This window comes from Cognatishimia sp. (assembly GCF_049116455.1).
Classification (GTDB): domain Bacteria; phylum Pseudomonadota; class Alphaproteobacteria; order Rhodobacterales; family Rhodobacteraceae; genus Cognatishimia.
This window is the reverse complement of the sequence record NZ_JAGDYW010000006.1, coordinates 76,425-97,142: the sequence shown is the minus strand read 5'-3', so window position 1 is coordinate 97,142 and position 20,718 is coordinate 76,425. Positions and strand designations below refer to the sequence as shown.

Here is a 20,718-nt window from a genome sequence, read left to right as displayed (position 1 = left end):
CATCACGGCTGGTAGACTGTATCTTTTGATTCTTAATCGTTGGACAGATTGAGAGGACGAATTGCAGACCCAGGAAGGTGGTTAAACGACAACTTTGCTGGCTGGCAAAATCTCACCCCCCACGAAAAGAAAGCGATACGAGATTTCCCAGTCCTTTGGTCGCTCTTTGAACTTCGAGCAACCGGTCAGTTTGGCCAGCGACCAAATGCAACTCCAATGCGGATTTGTAACGCTGTTGAAGAACTGCAGGCTGATTTAGACCTAGAAGCCTTACAACGGACAAGGAACTACTTTTCAGACCGTTACTTCCAGGAAGGTAATCCGACAAATGCTTTTCATCAGTTACGAGTTCCAAATGACTTCCAAGGAAGAGTCAGAACCGCGTTGCTGGAGGGAAATGCAGATGCGCGTGCCATCTTGTTGGGATTGCTGCTGATCGTAAATCGTTTGAGGAACAATTTTCTGCATGGCGAAAAGGCTGCTTATGCCTTTGCAGACCAGTTGGCAAACTTCCGACATGCAAACAATGTGCTAATGTATGCGGTTCCCTTGTGGGGTGAGTTTTAGTCCGGCCCATAGCTGGCTCTTGCCTCAGGCAGTAATTTCGCTGTTCCAAAGTGCAATAGCAGCCATTCAATTTAGGTGAAAATACAAAGGCTGACTTTGCGGTCGCCCTATAATTTTTACATCTAAGCTTTTGCCCGCTTTTGCTGGTTGCGATACTACGTAGCATATTCGACTTGAGCTTGGTCTGAGGCCAATTCCAAAGAGCTAGAAATTTAGAAAACATTGGTACGCTATGACAGATTACCCAAGACCATCTGAGCTAATGAGAGAATGCTCTCCTTTCTTTTGGGAATTGATTGAATTTCAGTAGTTAGAATTTCCGGTCAGCAACCTGGAGCTTGTTCAGAATTGAGGCGTAGGTGACTTGTTGTTTGACAGCAGACTGGTGAGACGATCACCGGCCAGTACACCTGATTTCATGAGCTCTTCCGCTGCAGTGACAATTTGGGGCACCATCGGTTCTTGGCGATTGAACGGCTGAGAAGAAGCACCAGAATAAAGAGCCTCAAGTCTATCTCTCCATCATGGAAGATTTCAAAATCCCCGATGTTCTCCCCGTCCCGTCCGTCTGCCGACGGCAGCGCAGGCAAGTCGTTCTCGTCCGCAAGAAAATCCAAATACTCAGAAATCTTGGCAAATGCCGTATGATTCCAACTCTCATGGGGCTGCTGATTAGGCATGTTCATCCTCCTTCAGGCAAAGCGATTGCGTTCACGAAAACCGTGTTTCAGACCAAACAATCTGCTGTGATTTGGCGGCTGAGAAATCCCCTCCGCCGCACGGAACATAGCACGAACATTCAGTTTCGAAAAGAGGGCGCGCGCGGAATACACAGGGCAATACATTGAAACTACATGACTTTCTTCGATTTTTCGCAAGCGCACATCAATCGTAATTCTTCAATGTGGTCGGGAAGATAGCGAAAAATCGCACGCAAAAAACGGCGTTTTTCGCAAACGGGTTTTCGAGCAAAAAAACTTTGAAAGAAGTGGGGAGATAGCTGGAATTTGGGTGCTCGGAGCAAAGCTGCTAAAGTGAAAGGATCAAGAAAACTAGGCGATCTGGAAATGCGCTTCCTAGTGATTCTTGCCGTACGTTGGCGATGTGTTCGTTACAAACTTTACGTTTTTCGCAAACTTGGTAGAGCTTAAGTAGTTTCTAATTACATTACTGGAAAGAGCGAGACAGTTTGTGTCTGCACTCTCTCGGGCGTTGTCCAAACTCTGCAAAAAACGCAACTGATAAACTAGACGTTGATGCAAATCCGGTAGCCATGGCGATATCAATGAGCGCCAATTTTGTCCCAATTACCAAGGCATGCGCTTTTTTTATGCGTGTTTTTCGATAGAAACGACTTGGTGAAATACCGCAGTTTTCTGCGAATTGTCGTTCTAACTGACGAACCGATACCCCAACCCTCGCCGCGATTTCAGTTGTGGTCAGCGGGTCAGTGATATTTTCGTCCATCTGTTTCATGGCGCGAGCGACACTTATCGGCAAAACGTTCGTTACCTGCCGCGCTCCGTGAGGTTGGACTTCTTGAGCGCTACGGACAGTCTTAACCAAGAGAAGTGAACAAATCTCGGCTTGCTCAGATGCTGATAACGATTGTGACAGAAGATTGAGTAGCAAGTCGGTTGTGAAGCTTGCTCCGGCTGACGTAATCACGCCTCCAGACTGTTTCGCATACGTAATCCCGAGTGCAGGAAAGCTACCTTCTTCAGATATGACAACTGTGTCTTTCCAATGCGTCGTGAATTGGTTTTCGGATGACTTCAGCGATTTGATATATGACGTGGCCGCATCCGACAGAAGCACTGCTTGATTTCCGGCGCGCTGCATTGCGCGCAATCGTTTTATCCAGCTAGCGGCTTCTGTTTTGTTCCCACCTACGATCAATAGCATATCAGGAAGGTTATGATCGAAAACCAGAGGTTCAGCGCGAACGATCATACCGGCTCGGCTATGCAGAAGACCTGGCTGATCAGAGATAAACTTCCAACCAAATTCTGCACGAGTTGCGACTTGGTTCGCGAGCCGCAGTGTTTCAACGATAGACGCCGCTTCAAGATCGCAAAATTGGTCCTGAACAACTATTTCAATCGAAGTTTTTGTTTGTACTGGCATCGCAAATCCGTAGTTGAATAAGCTGTCAAACTACAGCTGCACCTCATCCAAACGCGTCCATCAAAGGCCGCAGGTTGGGATAATTGTTTGGCAATTCGTGGTATTAGAAACGCTGCCCTCTCGATCCAAGAGGGCAGCCGTGCGCAATCAGATTACGTGAAGCAATCAATCATTGACTTGATTGCGACCATGCCTGGATCATCCATGCCTTTGGTCTTGTCGCCGAAGATACGCGCGCGGCCAATTTTGCAAGGCTGATCGTGGAATTCTTTCAGTGCGGAATTGGCAGCGTCCACAGCAGCTGAAAGGGAGTCATCCGCAGTGGATTTTCCCGCCGTCGCAGCGATAACCGCAGTCAAAGAGTCCAACATGGTCTTGTCGCCGATGTTTGCACCACCGCGAGCGATCATGGCATCCAATGCGGCGTGAAGCAGCTCTGGTAGACGCTCCCAGTCGATCTCTGTCTCGCCTTTAGTCTGCTTTGCGACAGCCATCAATGAAATGCCCATCAGCGTCCCGAAAGAAGAACCAGATACTTTGGTCATCGCTTTGGCGCATTCCATGCAAGCCATGCCGAAGTCTTCAGGCAGGTCATCAGAAATCGAAGCGATATTGTTGAAACCATTCACCATGGTCACACCAAGATCACCATCGCCCAGACGGCCATCAAGTTCGTTCAGATGAGCGCCCATCGGCTCGACCTGCGCGGCAATTTTCGCGATGCCGGTGCGCAGGGTTGCAGTTGTCATTCCCACGATTATTTCCCCCAGAATGGATTGTTCGCTGGCGCAGCAAGAAGCTGCTCCAATTCATCATCAAGTTTCATCACGGAAATTGACGCACCCGCCATTTCCATGGATGTGGCGTAATTACCGACCATTGGTTGAACAATTTGGATGCCCTTGTCAGACAGGATCCGGTTCACGGCACGGAACAGAATATAGAGTTCTTCAGAAGGGGTTGCGCCAAGGCCGTTGACCAGGACAGACACACGGTCACCTGAGTTGAGCTCCAGCTCTTCTGCCAGCTTCGCAAGCAGTTCTGCGGCGAGATCGTCAGCTGGTTTGTTCTTGCCCCGCCATACGCCTGGCTCGCCATGGATGCCCATACCGATTTCGATTTCGTCATCGGCGATTTCAAAGGTTGGTTTGCCTGCCTGAGGAACGATGCAAGATCCGAGAGCTACACCCATGGTGCGAATATTCTGACGCGCGCGGTCAGCGCATTCATAGACTTCGTCCAGAGACTTACCAGCCTGTGCCGCTGCGCCAGAAATTTTGACGACATAAACGAGGCCGGCAACACCGCGCCGCTTTTCAATTTCGTCCACGCCAGCGCTTGCCACATCGTCGTTCACGATGATCTGGCGGGCGGTGATGTCTTCCATTTCAGCGAATTCGCAGGCCATGGCAAAGTTCATCTTGTCGCCACCGTAGTTACCTACGATGCACAGAACGCCTTGGCCGGTGTCAGCCGATTTGATGGACTCAAGCATTGGGTTCATATCTGGGGAAGCGAATACATCGCCAACCGCACAGGCATCGAGAAGGCCCTCGCCTACATAGCCCGCGAAGATAGGCAAGTGGCCAAACCCGCCACCTGAAACTACGCCCACGCGATCGGCACTCGCGACCGGTTTGCGAAGCATACGGCGTGTTTCGCCATCAATTTTGAATACGTCAGGATGCGCGGCTTCCAGACCTTCGAGTGTTTCGTCAACATAGTTGACGGCATCGTTCATGATTTTTTTCATTGCGGTTCCTCTTCAGGCGATGAAGCGAAAGATCACCCAATATGTTGGATCAGGTTTTTCTTGCTTTTATTGCGCCTTATGCTAGTTTCGTATTTCAAAACAAAAGTATCGTATTATGGATATGTGAAATTTTTTACCATGTCAATCAGACGTTCTCGCCTTCTTGATGCATCGTTGGAAATGAAATAGGTCAGTGAAATGCAAAGCTCGATTGTCACAAAGTTATTAGCCCTGCTCACCATCGTCAGTGAGACCCGAAAACCGCTAACCTTCTCAGAATTGGTTGCGAAAAGTGGGCTAAACAAAAGCACCATCCATCGGCTTTTGACGATTTGCACAGAAGAACGATTGATCACATTTGACGAGCACCGAAAGGTTTATTTTGTCGGGCCTAAGATCTTTGATCTCGTACGAAATGCTTACAGTGGCTATGATATCCAGGCCGTTGCGCTCGACGAAATGATGCGATTGCATAGCCTGTTTGACGGCAATGTAACCATCGGTCTGCCTAACGGAATGGAAGTTGTCTACCTGAGAGTGTTGGAATCCCGACGTTCAATGGGTCCCATACAGCGACCAGGAATGCGGGAACCCGTCCATTGCTCTGCCTCAGGGAAAGCCCTGATGGCATTTTTGCCTGACAAAATGGTTCATTCAAAACTCGATGGCTACAAATTCGAGAAATACACAGACCGCACGATCGACAATGCCGAGGCTTTTTTTAAGGCGCTGCAAGAAGTACGTGAGCTGGGCTATGCGCGAAATGACCGCGAAGAATATGAGCATTTCATGGGAATTTCAGCCCCGATCTTCAACTATATGTGCGAACCGATTGCCGTAATTAACATCTGGACAGTCGACTCGCTGCACACCTTCAAAGAACTGACATCTTGGTCGGGAGAATTGCGGGCATCTGCTGAGCGCGTCACAAACCTGATAGGTGGTACCGCGCCGGATCTTGCGAGCCTGCGCGGCAAATAGAGTCACTTTGAGCCTTCATGCTTGGGCAGGTTTTCAACTGATATAATGACAAAGTGTTTCTTGATGTAGTCATCGACGGTCCACTCTGTTTCAAGACCGGCATTCATTACGAAGGCATCACCCGCTTTAACGTCGTATGAGTTTCCATCGCCAGTCTTGATGGTCGCGCCACCCTCGAGGATGTGACAAAACTCGACGATACCGTCCATGACTGCGGTGAATTTACCGGCTGTACTGTCCCAGATACCAGAGCGGATGGTTTCCTGATGGCCGTTGTACATCAACCACGAATACTGTTTTGGATCACCTTCCAAAATGTCGTCCTTGATGTCCTTTTCAACAGCAGTTGGGTTCTGATCCATGAATTTGATGAAGCTCATCGGGCTATCCTTCTTGTAAGAAAAATGCGTACTGGCCCACGGGAGTGAAACCAGTACGCTGTCGCCTTAGTTTGGTCGGCGACTAGTGACGGGTGAACAACCAAGTGTTCACGCCGAGGGGATCAAAGCGGATCGAAGAGGGTATCCAGCTTGTCGCGAAACGACATCGCAGGCGCTCCGAGTGGGAGTAGTTGCTTTGTCCCCCAATGAAACGGAATTGGGCTGACGGGTGTTATGGGGAATGGCAGAGTATTGTCCCCTGCCCCCATGGCTTTACGGGCCAATGTGCGCCCCATTACAGATGTCATAGCAATGCCACGTCCGCTGAAACCGATCGCAGCAAGCACCCCAGGAGCGGGCTCGTGTAGATGCGGCATCATCTCGGTTGTTACTGCGATCCGACCTGCCCAGGCTGTCTCAATCGCGGATTGCTTCAGTTGAGGGAACACACGGTGAAGCCCGTTGCGAAGGCGACTGATACCGCCAAGCGCCGCGGCTTGATCTGTACTACCGACACAGCCGAAAATAAGGCGGCGATCACGATCATATCGAGCGAAATAGATCGCGCGGCGTGAGTCAGCGATGGTTACTGCATTCGGCAACACCTGCTGTTGAAGCTCAACAGAAAGAGGCTCAGTTGCAATCGCAATACTTACCATTGGGAAAATGGTTTGCTGCAACCCGGGCCAAAGCCCATTGGTGTGGGCATTGGTGGTCAAGATCACCTGTTTGGCAACCACTTTGCCCTTGGCGGTTTTAACCTCCCACCTGCCTCCCATGGGCTTCATGCTTGTGACTTTGCTGTTCTCAAATAGCTCGGCACCCAGACGCTCAGCAGTGCGCGCGTATCCATATGTCAAAGACAGCGGCTGTACGTGACCACCTTTGGAATGAAACAGTGAAAACCCATATTCCGGAGAACCACTGACCTTTTGGGTCTGTTCCCGATCCAGAAACTCAATCGGAGCGCCAGCGGATTTCCAGGCTTCGCCCAGTTTGATCAACCGCTTCTTAGCAGATTTACAATGCGCAGCTTGGACCCAGCCATTTTGTTCGGCGTCACAGTTGACGTCGTATTTTTTGATGTCAGCAAAGAGCGCATCTGCTGATCCAAGCGTTGTTTCAATCAGGCGCTCAGCTTGTGACTCTCCAAACTTCTTGATGAGTTCATCCGGCGTGGCGCGCCAAATTGGGTTACATTGACCCCCGCTGCGTCCGGACGCTCCCCAACCAATTTCCATCGCGTCCAGTACTGCAACCTTTGCGCCAGCTTCCGCTAGACCTATCGCTGTTCGACAACCAGTTAGTCCTCCTCCGACGATTGCGAAATCAACTTCGATATCTTCAGTTAAAACCCTTGCATTCGGTCGCTCAGCGGCGGTTCTGCGCCAGTGGACCTCGTCAATGCTTTGAGGGGTGAAGCTGTTGGCTGTCATTCCATGCTCATATTGTTTTGCAAAATCTCTGTTTGCACTTTGGTTAACGTCTGGGTCGCCGAATACTCGCCGGCCCGGCGAACACCTGAAAAACCAGGTGCAAAATATTGGGCCCTCTGGCGAGCGGAAGGGAGACCCGCCAGAGGAAAGGGCTTAGCTTCTGCCTTTCCAGGGAACGAGGTAACGCTCAGCCCAACGCATGAGCATGTCGATGCCGAAACCAATCACACCAATCAGAACAATCCCCATGATCACGATGTCAGTGTTTTGGAATTTGGACGCAGTCATGATCATCATGCCGGCCCCCTGTTCTGCGGCGACAAGCTCTGCAGCAACAACCGTGCCCCAACACACGCCCATTGCAACGCGCGCTCCAGTGAAGATCTCTGGCAGAGAATTCGGGACGATCACATGACGCATAATCTGCCATTTGCTTGCACCCAACGAATAAGCCGCATGAACTTTACTGATATTGACGCCGGAAACACCTGAACGCGCGGCGATTGCCATGATCCAAAGTGCGGCCAGGAACAGCAGGATGATTTTGCCTGCTTCACCAATACCGGCCCAGATGATCACCAGAGGGATCAGTGCCAGGGGTGGGACAGGGCGCATGAATTCAACTATTGGATCGAACCAGCCACGGAACCAATTGCTGAGCCCCATTGCATAGCCCAATGGGATTCCCACAATTGCGCCCAGAACAAAGCCAAGCACTACGCGGTAAAGCGAGAAGCCAAGGTGCTCCCAGATCGTAAAATTGCGGAAGCCTTCTTTGAAAATCTTTACAGTTCTGCTCCAAACCGTTTCTGGAGCTGGAAGGTAAAGCGGCTCCATCTGAAGTCCGCGTGCCGGTTCAAAGTTCGGGGTGCCTTTGTCAGAAAGGGTAATTGGACCGAAGTCGGTTTCAACCGTTACTCCTGGCGCTACTGGCTGCCCGTTGATAGCGACGATTTTCACGCCATCCTTGCGCTTAAGTTCATCGTTTTTATCCCATGGGATCAAAACAGTTCGCCACTGCGCAACAACGGCTGCATCATTTTTAGCAAAGCCGTCACCTTCAGGAACCACTGGCTTTTCAGCTTCTTGATCCCGAGGATGCACAACAACGCGGACCATCGCTTCGTCGGTGCTGCCATCTTCCGCTTGAGCCGTGTATGTAAACTCAGCAATGCCCTCAAAGGGTGCCGGTGCATGCAATGGTTTTGGCACAATCGCTGATCCGGTAAAAATACCCCAGATCAGAAAGATCGTCGCGATTGAAACAAAACCAGCGATCCGATTTGGGCGCACAGCACTTTCGTCGCCGAAAGTTACAGTTTTCAGGGATGTGTAGTCGCGAATACCCGCGCCTTGTAGTTTCGTAACCAAATAGAAAGAGGCAACAAAAACGGCGACGTAAATGACTAATGGAATCATTTTGAATCCTCCGAGCGTCCCATGATTTCTTCTTCCATGTCCCAGATCATGCTGAGGATCTCTTCGCGTTTAACGCCGAAGTCAGGGTGCTTTTTGACTTCGCGCAGATCGGCATCAACACCGAGGTCGGCGAATGGAAGACGATACTCTTTGTGAATACGACCAGGGCGAGGAGCCATAACCACCAGACGTTCGCCCAACAACAAAGCTTCTTCGACCGAGTGCGTGATGAGAATGATGGTTTTGCCGGTTTCTTTCCAAAGCTTCAGAACCAGGGATTGCATCTTTTCGCGAGTAAGCGCGTCAAGAGCTCCTAGGGGTTCATCCATCAAAATGACATCTGGGTGGTTGGCCAAGCAACGCGCCAGCGCGACACGCTGCTGCATCCCACCTGAGAGTTCGTAGATAGCTTTTTCTTTGAAGTCCTGCAGGCCAACGACCTCAAGCAAGTGATCAACCTCTTCTAGGTAATCGGACTCGCGCTGACCCTGCATACGCGGGCCAAAGCTGACGTTGTCACGCACCGACATCCATTCAAAAAGAGCACCTTTTTGAAAAACCATGCCGCGGTCTGCGCTTGGACCGGCAATCGTGTTACCGTTGAGGGTCATTTGACCACCCGTAGGAGCCAAAAAGCCAGCGACGATATTAAGCAAAGTCGTTTTACCGCAGCCCGAGGGCCCCAGCACGCTTAGTAATTCTCCGGCTTTAAGGTCCAGAGAGACATCCTGCAAAGCTTGAACCGCACCGCCATCGGGTAGATCAAAGCGCATGGATAGATTTTGGATCGAAAGTCCAGTCATTCCCCACCTATTGTTTTTTGAAAAGGAGCCATGCCGCCAAGCGGCAGGCGGGAGTGGCGCGAGGGACACCCCTCGCGCCTGTCTGGCTTACATACCTTGAACGGCTTTCAGCGGATCAGTGTTCACTGCGTTTTCATAAGAGCTACGTGCAGCGTCAATCGAGCCTGCTTCAACGAAGACCTCAGCGACACCTTTCATGAATGTTTGAACGTTGCCGCCCAGCCATTTCTCAGAAAGCTGCTCTTCAACAGATGGCATTTTCATGGTGTTGATTGCAGCGCGTGCCGCGGCAAGATCCAAACCAGCTTCGTCAGCGATGACTTGCAACAGTTCGTCACCTTGGTCTGCGTACCATTTCTCGTTCGCTTCAGCTGTCACAGATAAGAACTTCGCGACGACGTCGCCATTCTCTGCGATGAAAGATGCAGGCGAAGATGTCACGTCAAACACCAGAATGCCCAGCTCTTCTTTCTCGTCGCCTGTCAACAGAACGTTGCCGTGCTCTTTCATGCGCGAAAGGCCACCACCGTAACCACAAGCGAAGTCTACCGCACCTTGGCTCAGAGCAGCCGCACCTTCTGGTGGCGCCATGTCAACAACCTGCAAGGAACCTACATCGATGCCGAAGTGATCCATTTGACGCAGGAAGCCGTAGTGCGCAGCCGTACCCAGAGGAACGGAAACTTTCTTTCCAGCAAGCTCGCCTGCAGAGTCTTTATCGATTTCAAGAGCGGATGAAACAACGCAGTTGTCGTTGTCAGAATAGCTTACCGCGATGTCGATAACCTGAAGGTCTTGGCCACCGGATGCCGCAACCACGAAAGGTGGTACACCCTGGGAAACAGCGATCTGTACATCACCAGATGCCATGGCCGCGCTCATCGCTGTGCCGGTTTCAAAGGAAACCCAGTTCACTTTCATGCCGAGTGCTTCTTCGTAAGCACCCGTCGCCTTCGCCGCCATCATCGGCATGGGCCATTCCAAGAAATACGCGACCGTCAGCTCTTCGGCCATCGCAGCGGTTCCAGACACAGCCGCAATCGCAGCTGCCATAATAGTTGTGGATATTTTCTTCATTTCGTGTTCCCTGCTAATTAAGTTTTATATTACAAAACTTTTATTTTGCATTACGAGAATAGCGAGCCATTTCAACTTTCGTCAATATTAAAATGTTAACACGCGTCTCCGGGGGGTCTCAAAAAGATTCCCCACAGGGAGAAAACATATAAGTTATTGTTGTCAATAAATATTTTACTCTACCCAGAAGTCATTAAAGATGAGCACGACGGTGAAGCGAGTTCGATGCGTGATACTTTTTTAATGAAACCTGCCTAAACGGATCTCCGAAAACCTGATCACCAAAACGATTCCTTCGCCTGAATCATCCCAATGGAAATTCAGAAGTATCGCCAAATTCCACTATCAAAATTTGGTAAATATTACCCTCCACACTGCGATCGTGGATATTTTACATTTAGAAGCAATAGGTTGCGGCGCATTTCGCGATTTTCAAACAGGTATTGACCGCCTCAACATTGTTTTGCATATTTGAACTAAAGTTTTACATTGCAAAACTTAATGGACTTAGCCGGTGTTTTGATAGCACTTTGGAGGAGAAACCGGATGATAAAACCCGAGGAAGTTAAAGAGACTATTGTCCCTGCCGGCCGTTCTAAAGCTTGGAACTTCCATCCAAAGCTTCCGATCGAGATGTCACCGGTTTTCGACAACCCACCAAAACCCAAAGCCGCTCTCAAATGGCTATTGGGTGCATGGTTCAAAATTTCGCCACCCGTGAACCATATGATTTTTGCGCTGATCGCAATCACCTTCCTTTGGCCATCTCAATCAGAGATGCAAACCCTGTCACTTGATTGGATGCTACAAATTGCAGCCGTTCTTTTCGGATCAATAATTTTGCTCGGCACAATCCTGCACCTGTACCTCTATGTTTTCGCAGGACAGAAAATGCGTCTGAAGTTCGACGTTCGTCCGATGGAGCGCAGCTCGCGTTTCACCTTTGGCTACCAAGTTTGGGACAATGTGTTTTGGGCACTCGCATCAGGTACGGTGAGCCTTACGCTTTGGACCCTTCTCTACTTCTATCTTGCAGCGAACGGTTGGATCCCCACTCTTGACAGCTTTAGCGCTTCGCCAGTTTGGTTCATCCTGTTTTTCTTTGTGATCAGGTTTTGGCAATCTTTCCACTTTTACTGGATTCACCGACTGATCCATATGCCCTGGCTGTTTAAGAAGGTGCATCACCTGCACCACCGAAACGTCAACGTAGGCCCTTGGTCAGGCCTAGCGATGCATCCGGTTGAAAGCTTCTTCTACTTCTCGGCCATTTTGATCCACTTTGTACTGCCGTCGCATCCCCTGCATGTGATCTTCCACATGTTCTCCTTAAGTCTGGGAGCGCTGATCTCACATGCAGGGTTCGATAAGATATTGGTGCGAAATAAAGAGACCCTGAATGCCGGCTCCTTCCACCACCAGCTTCACCACCGATATTTTGAATGTAACTACGGATCAGAAGAGATCCCATTGGATCGCTGGTTCGGCAGCTTTCACGACGGCACCGAAGAAGCCACCCTTAGAATTCGCGCGCGTAAAAAGCTGATTTTTGCGCCCAAATAACCCCAATCAAAGCAGACACATGAAACACATCTATACCTATGGCGGCAAGATCGCCCAAAGACATCTGACGGTCGGCTGCCTAATCCGTCACAAGGCCGAAGGCAAAAAACTGACACAGGTCACCGCCTTTGATGCCCAAGAAGCGGCAGCAGCCGCAGAACAGAAAATCGATACGCTGACCATCGATACCGGCATGATCGAAGATATTCGCGCCGCAGCACCTCATATCTTTATCACCGCAGCCCAATATATGCGCCAATACGTGACTGAAGACGAAGCTCTAGGCGGCGCGATCGACACCATGGCCAAGGGTGCCGACGCGATCTATTCGCCTCGCGGCCTGAAAACCATCGAGCGCATCGCCCGCGAAGGCATCAGCGTTCAGGGACACACCGGGCTTTTCCCTGCCCGCGCGACACAATTTGGCGGCCTGCGCACCGTGGGTAAAACAGCCGAGGAAGCGCTGAGCCTTCTGGAAGACTTCCGCCGTTTGGAAGAAGCTGGCGCCTACTCTTGTGAAGTGGAGTGTGTTGCAGAAGACGCTCTGGCAGAAATCACGAAACACTCCAACCTTGTCACTGTGACCATCGGGGCTGGCTCTTCGGGTGACATTATATTGTCCTATATGTCTGACCTCTGCGGCGACAACCCAAACCCACCGCGCCACGCAAAGGCATTTGGAGATGTTGGAACCATTCGCAAACAACTGGTCGCCGAACGCGCGCGCGCACTGGAAGGGTATCGGGCTGCTGTGATGGATGGGTCTTTCCCGGACTTGGCAACATCGATCTCTATGGTGCCGAACGAGCTGGAAAAGCTGAAAGAGGGTCTCGATAAACGCACACCAGTCCATCAATAAGGAGCGGTGGAATGGCACTGATCAATGTAAAAGTCGAAAAAGTCGTTGAAGAGGCCGAAGGAGTGAAATCCTTCCTCTTAACCAAGACAGGCTTATTCAAACTTCCAAAGTATGAACCGGGTGCGCATCTCGATGTGCATTGCGGAAAAGGTGTCATTCGCCAATATTCATTATGCGGGGATCCCGAGGATCGCAGCCACTATATGATCGCCGTCAAACGCGAAGATGCATCGCGTGGTGGATCAGAGCAGATGCACGACGACATCATCGTCGGACAAAAGCTGGAAATCGGCAGTCCGCGAAACAATTTCAAACTGGATGAAACCGCCAAACGCGTGGTCCTTTTGGCTGGGGGTATTGGGATCACCCCGATCATTTCCATGGCTGACCGATTGCATAAATTGGCCATTCCGTTTGAACTGCATTATTTTACACGCTCTGAACAACATACAGCGTTTCACGAGCGCCTAAGTCGTTGCCCCTATGCCTCAGTGGTAAACTTCCACGTCGGGTTCGATGTGTCGCAAACCACCGATTACCTCAATGATATTTTTGGAAGCTACAGCAAGAACAGCCACGCATATATCTGTGGCCCGGGCCCTTTCATGGACAGCGCGGAAAACATCGCGGTAGAAACCTGGCCTCAAACCGCCATTCATCTTGAACGTTTCGCGGCAAATCCTGCCTTGGCAGGTAAACCTACAACGGCCTTTCAAGTCGAACTTCGACAACTGGGAGTTACGCTTGATGTCGGCAAAGACGAAACGATCCTAAGTGTATTGGAAGCCCATGAAATAGAAGCTGCCTTTTCCTGTGAACAGGGTGTCTGCGGCACTTGCGTCACCGACGTGATCGAAGGCTCCCCAGATCACAGAGACAGTTTTCTAAGTGAAAAGGAACGTAAGGCCGGGAAGAAAATGTGTATTTGTGTATCTCGAACGTTCGATGAAATAATTGTTCTGAATTTGTAGATCGAATTCATAGAAACTGTGTCTTGCAAATAACATGACAGGCCTGAAATTTCCTCGGCGAATTCCGCCGAGGAAATGAGATAGACTTCGGGTCCAAAGAAGATCCTTCCAAAGCTTCTTTAATTCCCGGTTTGTATTTCCGGACCGGTAACGGCCCAAAGCAGCTATTCGTGAGTTTCACGGCGAATGACCGGAATGAGCCCACTTTGACCGATGCTGCGATACGACCGGATGACAGCTTTCCGCCAAAACACGAGCACTCACCACCAATCGATACAGCCGTCAATCACCGGTTTGGGCAATAAGGTTGGGCACTTTTTTACTTGTTTATCGCCTTTGCAATTAGAGCAAGGCCAGTGTGGATCGATCCACCAATGATGCACGCAGATACGACCAACCCCACAAAAATTAGAACTGCATTAAGATCCACTAGAGTTCTCCTTTAGAAAATTAATCGCCTTTATAAGCACGTCATGGCCGTCCTGGTTAAGTGCGATGTCCGGAGGGATACCCACACCTTCAAAGGCTTCTCCGTCCATGGATATGTATTTTTGCGCAGACATCCCGATCCGCCACCCATTAGGGAGTGTAAATTCCAAAACGTCTGACAACTCGCCCGCAGTTGGCATCCCCATGGTCGTCACATTAGGGAGCTCTCGCATCGCCAGAGTGAAGACCTCCGCAGCACTGCCAGTTAAATTTCCAGTCAATAGAGCGACAGGTTGGTTGAGTTTTATTTCCTGATCCGGAACCACCGATGCAGTATATGGGGATGTAAACTCTCCAGCATCCCACAACCACTTTGTAAACACAGGGCGTTGTTGATCTGCAAAAAACGATGCGAGTGCGAGTGCAACAGTATCAGTTCCACCCGGATTGTAGCGGACGTCGATTATGATACTATGAGCGTCCCTGAGCACCGTTGAGACGGGATAGAATGCCGCGCGCGCGGTTTCCTTTGCAAGTTCCCCTAATTGTTTTTGAACGTCCATTTCCATGATTGCGATGTACCCAATGCCGTCCTGGCGTAGCCCATAGCGAATGGAAATATTATTTGTTTTGGATACAGTGATATCTGCCGAAAAAATTGCCGTTTTCCACATGGTTTCAGCTGTCATATCCTCGGAAAGCCAAACGGGATCGGTGGCAGGCGAGAACGTTCCTTGTTCTCCCGCATGAAGGATAATATGGCCGTCATTCAAACCTTCAATGGATAGTTTAAGTGATGTGAGAAGTTCCTCATCAGAAGCATTGTCAGTTTTGGGAGATAGGTTTTTCTGCGCCATCCAGTCAACGCCGTGCAGCTCAAAGAATGGGTAGCGTTCTTGGAATGCAGTCCAGAACACATTGAATGAGTGACGGGCACCTCTATCTCGGTGGACGGGGCTTTGGCATTCTTCAGGTAGCTGGGCTGCGACATATTGAATTGGTGAAGCCGCGCCATCCAGAAACAAATTCAAGCCCGTACCCGTCGCTTCAAGTGAAACGCCCGCCACCTCCCGAAGGAGGTCTAAGTGTGCCGGAAACCGTTTTTCACGAAAGCAGCTAATCGCCGTCACGCTATAGGCTTGCGCCTGAAATGCCGAGATTGACAGCACCTGTCCATATGCCGGAGCAATCCAAGTTCCTCGAAGGGAGGCATCCGGTACACCCTTGATAACAATTGCTATAAAGATGAGTATTATAAGTGAACTAACGCGATACATTTGGTGAGCTATTGGTTACGCGGATGGTTTCGAGCTTGCCGTTCGTTGCCGCGCTTATAGTTGCCGGTCACACGAGCCATTTCTTGCTGTTGGGCCCTGTGATCTGAGACTTGCATATCCTGCAAGAAGGCATCTGCCTTATTGCCGCGTAACGTGGTTGCATGCCTGCCGTTGTGGGAAATTTTCACCTCACCACGACCTGCTTTTCGGAAGCTGAAACCCAAATCGTTGCTCATTTCAATTGTTCCAGAGCGTTAAGGTCACCGGCTTCAATGGATGTGATGGCCTTTTCAATCTTATCCTTGTCCCAGTCCCACCAAGCGAGCGCTTTCAGGCGCAAAATAGTGTTGTCGTCAAACTGCATACGCATCACCTGTGCAGGGTTTCCTGCAACAATAGCGTAGTCGGGTACTGTACGTGTGACGATGGTGAGAGTGCTGATGATGGCGCCATCTCCAATCACCGTACCAGGCATGATCACAGCCTCGTTGCCAATCCAACAGCCGTTCCCTATAGCCACGTCCCTTGGTGCAGGAACCTGTGTCAAGTATTCACCCCAACACCCATCTAGCATTGCAAACGGATATGCGGACATGCCTTTCATTGGATGGTTTGCCAACGTTGTGATGATTTGCGTCCCTACTGCGATCTGGCAAAATCTGCCAATTTTTGTACGAGTTGGTTTCCCAGGCCAAAGGTAAGACGCAAGCGAGCTCGCGTAGTCTTTAGGCATAGATTGATCGTTGTCAAAGGACCAATCACCGATGTAGAAGTTTGGATGAGCAATTACCTGTTTCAGGTACACGGTGTTTTTTTCCAGGTCGCGGTTCGGTGTAAAAAGTGGTGTGGCGACGGCAGCGTCAGGCAATGTCTGTGCATTGATAACCTAGTTCCTTCCTAATCAGCGGTTCGGTAGAATTTGCGACGTGCTTCTTGCTCGATGGACAAGCGCATCTGCAAATCTGCAAGTTTTCGCATTTCTTCTTTACGTACGACAGGATCACTGGTTTCTTTCAATACTTGTTGCTGCGCTTCGACTTGTTTCTTCAAAACAATTTCATTTGGAAGTACGCCTGCGTCAGCCATGATGCCAAGCCCTGCAGAGACGATGTCGCCACCCTGACGAAGAGGTAATGGTTTGCCTTCGCCTTCCAAACCCTCCAACTGCCCTTCGGCCTTTGCCTTGTTGATCTGGTTCTCAATGAGGGAACGCCATTTCATCATCGAATCTCCAATGTGTCATCTTGAGCTACATGTAAGCTCGCCTCCTCAATTTGTCAACTCAGTTGACGTTTCGGATGTGGTCAACTACAGTAACTTGATTGCAAATGGAGTTGAAAGTGACTGACGAGAAAGAATTAACAACAGTTGAAAAGCTCTATGTGGGTGTGCAGCTCACACGACCATTGCTTCGCAACATCACAGCGCGTGTTGAGGCAGATCTGGAAGGGACCGGTATCAGCGTAGGGCAACGGGCAATTTTGGATGTGCTACTGCTATTAGGACGGGCGACAGCACCTGAAATCACCCAAATCCTCCAATTGAAGCGGCAATTTGTAGGGCGCGAATTGAAGGAATTGATCAATAACGGAATGGTTCAAACCGAGCTCAATCCCATGCACAAGACTGCGCGCATTCATCGTCTAACGCCAATGGCGACAAAAATCATTAAAGAGATAAGGCATCGGGAGACTGAAAGTTTTACAGATTTTGCAAGCCGGTTCACCGCCGACGAAATCGATGGTTTTTATCGAATTCAAATGGCTCTCAATGAAGAAATGCGTAAATCATGGAAATGACAGATGTTGTGACCTTCCCAGTGGTCGCTGTGCTTCTTGTTATTTCCTCGGGACCAAATGGATTTCTTATTGCTAAAACCACAATGGCATCGGGACGCTCTGCGGGATTTGCTGACTTGCTTGGGTTTCTTACGACGTTCGTTTTCCACGGTGCGCTGTCCGTTCTGGGAATATCAATCATTCTCGTTAAATCCGCGATGCTGTTCACAATCGTTAAATACTTGGGTGCGGTTTATCTAATTTGGGTGGTGATCAATTCACTCATTTCAGCCTTCTGCCAACAACATGCAGGTCTCAAACTCGACGCTGCGCCAAAAGTTTTAAGGCTTCAAAAGCCCTTTTCGACAGGTTTTCTGACAAACGCGCTAAACCCGAAAGTTTCGATGTTTTCTCGCGGTTTTTCCACAATTCATTCCAATTGGCGAGGCCTCGATCGGTGAGACATTTTTATTGGTTATGTTGCACGTGTCCATTGCGTTCATCTGGTTTACAGCTCTGATCTTTCTCTTTTTCCGCGCTGCCTCGTGGTCTGGAAATCCAACAGTTTCGCGATGGCCCAAAGGGTTTGTAGGCGCTGTATTTGTGCTGTTTGGCGTGCAGCTTTCGCCCCATAGCATGGAGTAGTTAGATGCTGAAACGCACCCAGAGACACCCAATCCTATTGTTCTTGGTGTTGGTAACTGCACTTGCGACTGTTGGATACGGGGTCGCGCTTTCCTCGGGGCAGGAAAACGTAACTGTAGGAATTCTGATTGTGCAATTTTCCCCCATGCTCGCCGCTTTCATTTCTGCCCTGTGGTGCAGGCGCTCATTGCGCGGATTTGGGTGGACATGGCGGCCCTGGCGATACCAATTCATCGCTTGGGCATTGCCGTTTCTCATTGCGCTTGTCAGTTTCTCGCTTATCTGGCTGACCGGAACTGCACAGCTTGATGCAGGGCCATTCATTGCTGAAGCACAGGAAGGTCTGAACGAAATGTTTAGCGTGACGCTGACGTCAGTCTCAATGACAATCCTTGCAGTCATAGCGGTCAATGCCACGATCGGATTACTTGTTGGATTTGGGGCCATCGGTGAGGAGCTTGGATGGCGAGGGTTCCTTACGAAAGAATTGATGCGCAGATACAGTTTTGCAACAACTTCAATTATTAGCGGTGCAATTTGGGCTGCCTATCATTACCCGCTTCTCATCTGGATCGTTGCGCCACAAATGGGTGTGTCGGTTTGGCCCTTGCTACTATCCAGCCTGTTGGCAGGGATCTGCCTGACTTTTATTTTGAATTGGCTGCGGATCAAATCAGGAAGCGTTTGGACTGCAATCATCTTCCATGCAGCTCTCAACATTCACGTTCAGGGCTTCTTTGAAAACATGACTTTCGCAACAACAAGTATTGGCAAATACATTTCTGGAGAATACGGCTTCATGATCGCGGCGACCTGCGCCGTTATTCTTCTCGTGTCAAAGTTAACGAAATCGATTTGAGCTCTCCGTGAACGTCTGATTTGGCTTATACAGCCGTCATTGACGTCTGTTTATAAAAGGCAACTTTGTCCGCATAGTGGTCGTTTGGGTTAAGGGCAGCGAAGGTCTGCTTGCTGCCCTGCCCTCCTTTCAAGGCCTATGATGTGATCCGTCGCGCCTCGGCAGATGTGGACCTGTCCCTCGATCGAGCATGGCTTGGTTTCGAAGGCGACCAAGATTCTGAAAACCTGGATTTATCCGGAAAGAAACAAAAGCAATTATTACAAGAGTTGAAGGATACAGCAGAAGCGGAAGTGTCTGGGCCGCCCTTGGTTGAGATTTAGGCCACGTTCGATGAAAGTCTGGATCAGGGCCAAAACTGCCTACATTGAGCCTAACTCAAATTGGGAGATAGGATGTTGAGAGAGTTTTAACGCCCGCCACCAGGATGAACTGCTAAACGGGGAGGTCATCTACAGCGCACAGAAAGCGCCAATCCTGATCGAACAATGGAGGAAACACTACAACACCAAACGACCGAATCGTGCTCTGGGCTACCGCCTGCTCGCTTCGGAACCATCGTCCCTATGGAACCCAGGTTGATCATGCTCTAACATTCAAACTGGTCCATCTAAATGGGGCTGATCAAAACCATCAATTGAGCTAGGCCAAAAATTCTTCGCAAATGGCTGCGAAGTCAGCGTTAAGCCGCGGCCCCTTCTCATAAACCTCCATCCGCTGTCCATTAAGCCTTAGCGGTGAGCGCGCAAATTTATGCGTTTCAATGTCGTCACCACCTACACTTGAAATCATGTTAAGTGCGATGAAGCTTTCTGAGCTTAAGAATTCAGGCCAGCTTAGCACTTTAGCGCACCAAATGCCCTTACCAATCAGTTCGCGCTCCCAATGATCCGCAGTATTTGTTCTGAAGTGTCTAGAAATTATACCACGTACCTCAGCTCTCCTCGAAAAAGCTGCCTTGGGGTCGTGTGAGAAAGGTAGCAGATCTTTCAAACCGAGCTTTTCAGCCAACTCAGGCAGGGGTGTCATTGCTAGCGCGAGCTGACCTTGGTGCGTTTCATAAACACCGTAAGGCGCTGACAGGTAAGCGTGGGCGGACCCTTCCATTTCTCTTTGAGGTAGTATCCCTCCGTTATTGAAGTAGGTTGTGAGTAATTCAAATTGAGCATCTACAAGACACTCGAGCAGGCTGGTTTCAACCAACGTACCTTTACCCTGCTTAACCTGTTTATACAGCCCTGCCAAAAGTCCTTGAGCCAGCGTCGCGCCAGCCAGCAAATCGGCGATTGGCAATCCGACCGGCACCGGCCCGTCGTCGTGATTGCCACTTAACCACATGATCCCAGACCGCGCCTGAGCTAGAAGATCCTGCCCTGGCAAGTCTTTCCATGGCCCCTCTGGTCCGTATCCAGAGATCGACCCATAAACTACGGCGGGGTTCAATGATTTCAAAGTTTTATAATCCAACCCCAAGCGGTCGATCACGCCTGGCCTGAAGTTTTGAATGACCACATCGCCCTTTGCTGCAAGCGCGCGCGCCATGGCGCTGCCCTCTTCCGACTTAAGATCAAGCGCGATGCTTTCCTTGCCGCGATTGATGGCATGAAACAGCGTTGAATCTCCGTCCAACCACGTGTTCGAAAGATACAAATGGCGGCACAAATCACCACCAATGGGGTTCTCGACTTTAATCACCCTGGCCCCAAGGTCTTGCAGGCGCAAAGAGGCGTAGGGGCCAGCGAGAAACTGGCTAAAATCGACAACAAGAACTCCTTCAAGCGGGCGGGACACTGC

General features: G+C 50.0%; 22 protein-coding genes and 2 pseudogenes. 10 read left to right on the top strand and 14 right to left on the bottom strand.

Annotation, left to right across the window (positions count from 1 at the left end):
* The first annotated feature begins 39 nt into the window (after positions 1 to 39).
* On the top strand, positions 40 to 567 hold the full coding sequence (locus tag JXQ85_RS15855; protein ID WP_421749941.1) for a hypothetical protein: 528 nt from the start codon (positions 40 to 42) through the stop codon (positions 565 to 567).
* Positions 568 to 983: 416 nt separating this feature from the next.
* Here JXQ85_RS15855 and JXQ85_RS15850 read toward each other — a convergent pair whose 3' ends face one another.
* From JXQ85_RS15850 to JXQ85_RS15835, 4 genes are all read right to left on the bottom strand, one after another.
* On the bottom strand, positions 984 to 1,247 hold the full coding sequence (locus JXQ85_RS15850) for a hypothetical protein (RefSeq protein ID WP_421749940.1): 264 nt from the start codon (positions 1,245 to 1,247) through the stop codon (positions 984 to 986).
* 487 nt (positions 1,248 to 1,734) lie between these two features.
* Positions 1,735 to 2,694, bottom strand: coding sequence for a GlxA family transcriptional regulator (locus JXQ85_RS15845; protein ID WP_421749939.1), 960 nt, complete (start codon positions 2,692 to 2,694; stop codon positions 1,735 to 1,737).
* Positions 2,695 to 2,846: 152 nt separating this feature from the next.
* Complete coding sequence (locus JXQ85_RS15840; RefSeq protein ID WP_421749938.1) at positions 2,847 to 3,443, bottom strand: dihydroxyacetone kinase subunit L; 597 nt, start codon at positions 3,441 to 3,443, stop codon at positions 2,847 to 2,849.
* Between the two features lie 8 nt (positions 3,444 to 3,451).
* Positions 3,452 to 4,447 (bottom strand): dihydroxyacetone kinase subunit DhaK, encoded by a 996-nt coding sequence (locus JXQ85_RS15835; RefSeq protein ID WP_421749937.1) that lies wholly within the window; start codon positions 4,445 to 4,447, stop codon positions 3,452 to 3,454.
* A gap of 198 nt (positions 4,448 to 4,645) precedes the next feature.
* On the opposite strand from JXQ85_RS15835, the gene JXQ85_RS15830 reads away from it, so the two are divergent.
* Positions 4,646 to 5,428 (top strand): IclR family transcriptional regulator, encoded by a 783-nt coding sequence (locus tag JXQ85_RS15830; RefSeq protein ID WP_421749936.1) that lies wholly within the window; start codon positions 4,646 to 4,648, stop codon positions 5,426 to 5,428.
* 2 nt (positions 5,429 to 5,430) lie between these two features.
* On the opposite strand, the gene JXQ85_RS15825 is transcribed toward JXQ85_RS15830, so the two are convergent.
* The 5 genes from JXQ85_RS15825 to JXQ85_RS15805 form a co-directional block, all read right to left on the bottom strand.
* A complete protein-coding gene (locus JXQ85_RS15825; RefSeq protein ID WP_421749935.1) occupies positions 5,431 to 5,808 on the bottom strand; it encodes a cupin domain-containing protein in 378 nt (125 codons plus the stop codon).
* A 122-nt stretch (positions 5,809 to 5,930) separates the two neighbouring features.
* Positions 5,931 to 7,244, bottom strand: a complete 1,314-nt coding sequence (locus tag JXQ85_RS15820) for an NAD(P)/FAD-dependent oxidoreductase (RefSeq protein WP_421749934.1) — start codon at positions 7,242 to 7,244, stop codon at positions 5,931 to 5,933.
* 153 nt (positions 7,245 to 7,397) lie between these two features.
* Positions 7,398 to 8,663: an ABC transporter permease gene (locus tag JXQ85_RS15815; RefSeq protein ID WP_421749933.1), complete on the bottom strand. Its 1,266-nt coding sequence runs from the start codon at positions 8,661 to 8,663 to the stop codon at positions 7,398 to 7,400.
* On the bottom strand, positions 8,660 to 9,466 hold the full coding sequence (locus JXQ85_RS15810) for a taurine ABC transporter ATP-binding protein (protein ID WP_303506644.1): 807 nt from the start codon (positions 9,464 to 9,466) through the stop codon (positions 8,660 to 8,662). Before JXQ85_RS15810 ends, JXQ85_RS15815 begins: the two co-directional genes overlap by 4 nt.
* A gap of 87 nt (positions 9,467 to 9,553) precedes the next feature.
* Positions 9,554 to 10,543, bottom strand: a complete 990-nt coding sequence (locus tag JXQ85_RS15805) for an ABC transporter substrate-binding protein (protein WP_421749932.1) — start codon at positions 10,541 to 10,543, stop codon at positions 9,554 to 9,556.
* A 546-nt stretch (positions 10,544 to 11,089) separates the two neighbouring features.
* Here JXQ85_RS15805 and JXQ85_RS15800 point away from each other — a divergent pair.
* From JXQ85_RS15800 to JXQ85_RS15790, 3 genes are read left to right on the top strand one after another with little or no spacing between them, the layout of a single operon-like run.
* The gene (locus JXQ85_RS15800; RefSeq protein ID WP_421749931.1) at positions 11,090 to 12,106 is read left to right on the top strand and encodes a sterol desaturase family protein; all 1,017 of its coding nucleotides are present in this window, start codon (positions 11,090 to 11,092) and stop codon (positions 12,104 to 12,106) included.
* 19 nt (positions 12,107 to 12,125) lie between these two features.
* Positions 12,126 to 12,965, top strand: a complete 840-nt coding sequence (locus JXQ85_RS15795; RefSeq protein ID WP_421749930.1) for a 3-methyl-2-oxobutanoate hydroxymethyltransferase — start codon at positions 12,126 to 12,128, stop codon at positions 12,963 to 12,965.
* 11 nt (positions 12,966 to 12,976) lie between these two features.
* The gene (locus JXQ85_RS15790; protein ID WP_421749929.1) at positions 12,977 to 13,936 is read left to right on the top strand and encodes a PDR/VanB family oxidoreductase; all 960 of its coding nucleotides are present in this window, start codon (positions 12,977 to 12,979) and stop codon (positions 13,934 to 13,936) included.
* A 419-nt stretch (positions 13,937 to 14,355) separates the two neighbouring features.
* On the opposite strand, the gene JXQ85_RS15785 is transcribed toward JXQ85_RS15790, so the two are convergent.
* Genes JXQ85_RS15785 through JXQ85_RS15770 form a run of 4 tightly spaced genes read right to left on the bottom strand, consistent with a single transcriptional unit; the run spans position 14,356 to position 16,866 of the window.
* Positions 14,356 to 15,642 (bottom strand): S41 family peptidase, encoded by a 1,287-nt coding sequence (locus JXQ85_RS15785; RefSeq protein ID WP_421749928.1) that lies wholly within the window; start codon positions 15,640 to 15,642, stop codon positions 14,356 to 14,358.
* An 8-nt stretch (positions 15,643 to 15,650) separates the two neighbouring features.
* Positions 15,651 to 15,878: a hypothetical protein gene (locus JXQ85_RS15780; protein ID WP_421749927.1), complete on the bottom strand. Its 228-nt coding sequence runs from the start codon at positions 15,876 to 15,878 to the stop codon at positions 15,651 to 15,653.
* Positions 15,875 to 16,510, bottom strand: coding sequence for a CatB-related O-acetyltransferase (locus JXQ85_RS15775; protein WP_421749926.1), 636 nt, complete (start codon positions 16,508 to 16,510; stop codon positions 15,875 to 15,877). Before JXQ85_RS15775 ends, JXQ85_RS15780 begins: the two co-directional genes overlap by 4 nt.
* 29 nt (positions 16,511 to 16,539) lie before the next feature.
* On the bottom strand, positions 16,540 to 16,866 hold the full coding sequence (locus tag JXQ85_RS15770) for a DnaJ family domain-containing protein (protein ID WP_421749925.1): 327 nt from the start codon (positions 16,864 to 16,866) through the stop codon (positions 16,540 to 16,542).
* A gap of 116 nt (positions 16,867 to 16,982) precedes the next feature.
* Here JXQ85_RS15770 and JXQ85_RS15765 point away from each other — a divergent pair, with 116 nt between their 5' ends.
* The 5 genes and pseudogenes from JXQ85_RS15765 to JXQ85_RS15745 form a co-directional block, all read left to right on the top strand.
* Positions 16,983 to 17,441: a MarR family winged helix-turn-helix transcriptional regulator gene (locus tag JXQ85_RS15765; protein WP_421749924.1), complete on the top strand. Its 459-nt coding sequence runs from the start codon at positions 16,983 to 16,985 to the stop codon at positions 17,439 to 17,441.
* Positions 17,432 to 18,065 (top strand): annotated as a pseudogene (locus tag JXQ85_RS15760) (LysE family translocator). Before JXQ85_RS15765 ends, JXQ85_RS15760 begins: the two are co-directional and overlap by 10 nt.
* Positions 18,066 to 18,069: 4 nt before the next feature.
* Positions 18,070 to 18,924, top strand: coding sequence for a CPBP family intramembrane glutamic endopeptidase (locus JXQ85_RS15755; protein WP_421749923.1), 855 nt, complete (start codon positions 18,070 to 18,072; stop codon positions 18,922 to 18,924).
* Positions 18,925 to 19,067: 143 nt separating this feature from the next.
* Complete coding sequence (locus JXQ85_RS15750) at positions 19,068 to 19,247, top strand: hypothetical protein (RefSeq protein ID WP_421749922.1); 180 nt, start codon at positions 19,068 to 19,070, stop codon at positions 19,245 to 19,247.
* Positions 19,248 to 19,275: 28 nt separating this feature from the next.
* Positions 19,276 to 19,517: pseudogene (locus JXQ85_RS15745) on the top strand (integrase core domain-containing protein); the annotation flags it as partial.
* 49 nt (positions 19,518 to 19,566) lie between these two features.
* Here JXQ85_RS15745 and JXQ85_RS15740 read toward each other — a convergent pair.
* The gene (locus tag JXQ85_RS15740) at positions 19,567 to 20,715 is read right to left on the bottom strand and encodes a CaiB/BaiF CoA transferase family protein (protein ID WP_421749921.1); all 1,149 of its coding nucleotides are present in this window, start codon (positions 20,713 to 20,715) and stop codon (positions 19,567 to 19,569) included.
* Positions 20,716 to 20,718: the final 3 nt, after the last annotated feature.

Excerpts from the sequence above, each read along its gene's own strand:
- JXQ85_RS15830 (WP_421749936.1), top strand. The coding sequence starts at position 4,646 with ATGCAAAGCTCGATTGTCACAAAGTTATTAGCCCTGCTCACCATCGTC.
- JXQ85_RS15840 (WP_421749938.1), bottom strand. The coding sequence starts at position 3,443 with ATGACAACTGCAACCCTGCGCACCGGCATCGCGAAAATTGCCGCGCAG.
- JXQ85_RS15795 (WP_421749930.1), top strand. The coding sequence starts at position 12,126 with ATGAAACACATCTATACCTATGGCGGCAAGATCGCCCAAAGACATCTG.
- JXQ85_RS15790 (WP_421749929.1), top strand. The coding sequence starts at position 12,977 with ATGGCACTGATCAATGTAAAAGTCGAAAAAGTCGTTGAAGAGGCCGAA.
- JXQ85_RS15815 (WP_421749933.1), bottom strand. The coding sequence starts at position 8,663 with ATGATTCCATTAGTCATTTACGTCGCCGTTTTTGTTGCCTCTTTCTAT.
- JXQ85_RS15785 (WP_421749928.1), bottom strand. The coding sequence starts at position 15,642 with ATGTATCGCGTTAGTTCACTTATAATACTCATCTTTATAGCAATTGTT.
- JXQ85_RS15820 (WP_421749934.1), bottom strand. The coding sequence starts at position 7,244 with ATGACAGCCAACAGCTTCACCCCTCAAAGCATTGACGAGGTCCACTGG.
- JXQ85_RS15780 (WP_421749927.1), bottom strand. The coding sequence starts at position 15,878 with ATGAGCAACGATTTGGGTTTCAGCTTCCGAAAAGCAGGTCGTGGTGAG.
- JXQ85_RS15810 (WP_303506644.1), bottom strand. The coding sequence starts at position 9,466 with ATGACTGGACTTTCGATCCAAAATCTATCCATGCGCTTTGATCTACCC.
- JXQ85_RS15845 (WP_421749939.1), bottom strand. The coding sequence starts at position 2,694 with ATGCCAGTACAAACAAAAACTTCGATTGAAATAGTTGTTCAGGACCAA.
- JXQ85_RS15755 (WP_421749923.1), top strand. The coding sequence starts at position 18,070 with ATGCTGAAACGCACCCAGAGACACCCAATCCTATTGTTCTTGGTGTTG.
- JXQ85_RS15825 (WP_421749935.1), bottom strand. The coding sequence starts at position 5,808 with ATGAGCTTCATCAAATTCATGGATCAGAACCCAACTGCTGTTGAAAAG.
- JXQ85_RS15770 (WP_421749925.1), bottom strand. The coding sequence starts at position 16,866 with ATGATGAAATGGCGTTCCCTCATTGAGAACCAGATCAACAAGGCAAAG.
- JXQ85_RS15835 (WP_421749937.1), bottom strand. The coding sequence starts at position 4,447 with ATGAAAAAAATCATGAACGATGCCGTCAACTATGTTGACGAAACACTC.
- JXQ85_RS15850 (WP_421749940.1), bottom strand. The coding sequence starts at position 1,247 with ATGCCTAATCAGCAGCCCCATGAGAGTTGGAATCATACGGCATTTGCC.
- JXQ85_RS15805 (WP_421749932.1), bottom strand. The coding sequence starts at position 10,543 with ATGAAGAAAATATCCACAACTATTATGGCAGCTGCGATTGCGGCTGTG.
- JXQ85_RS15800 (WP_421749931.1), top strand. The coding sequence starts at position 11,090 with ATGATAAAACCCGAGGAAGTTAAAGAGACTATTGTCCCTGCCGGCCGT.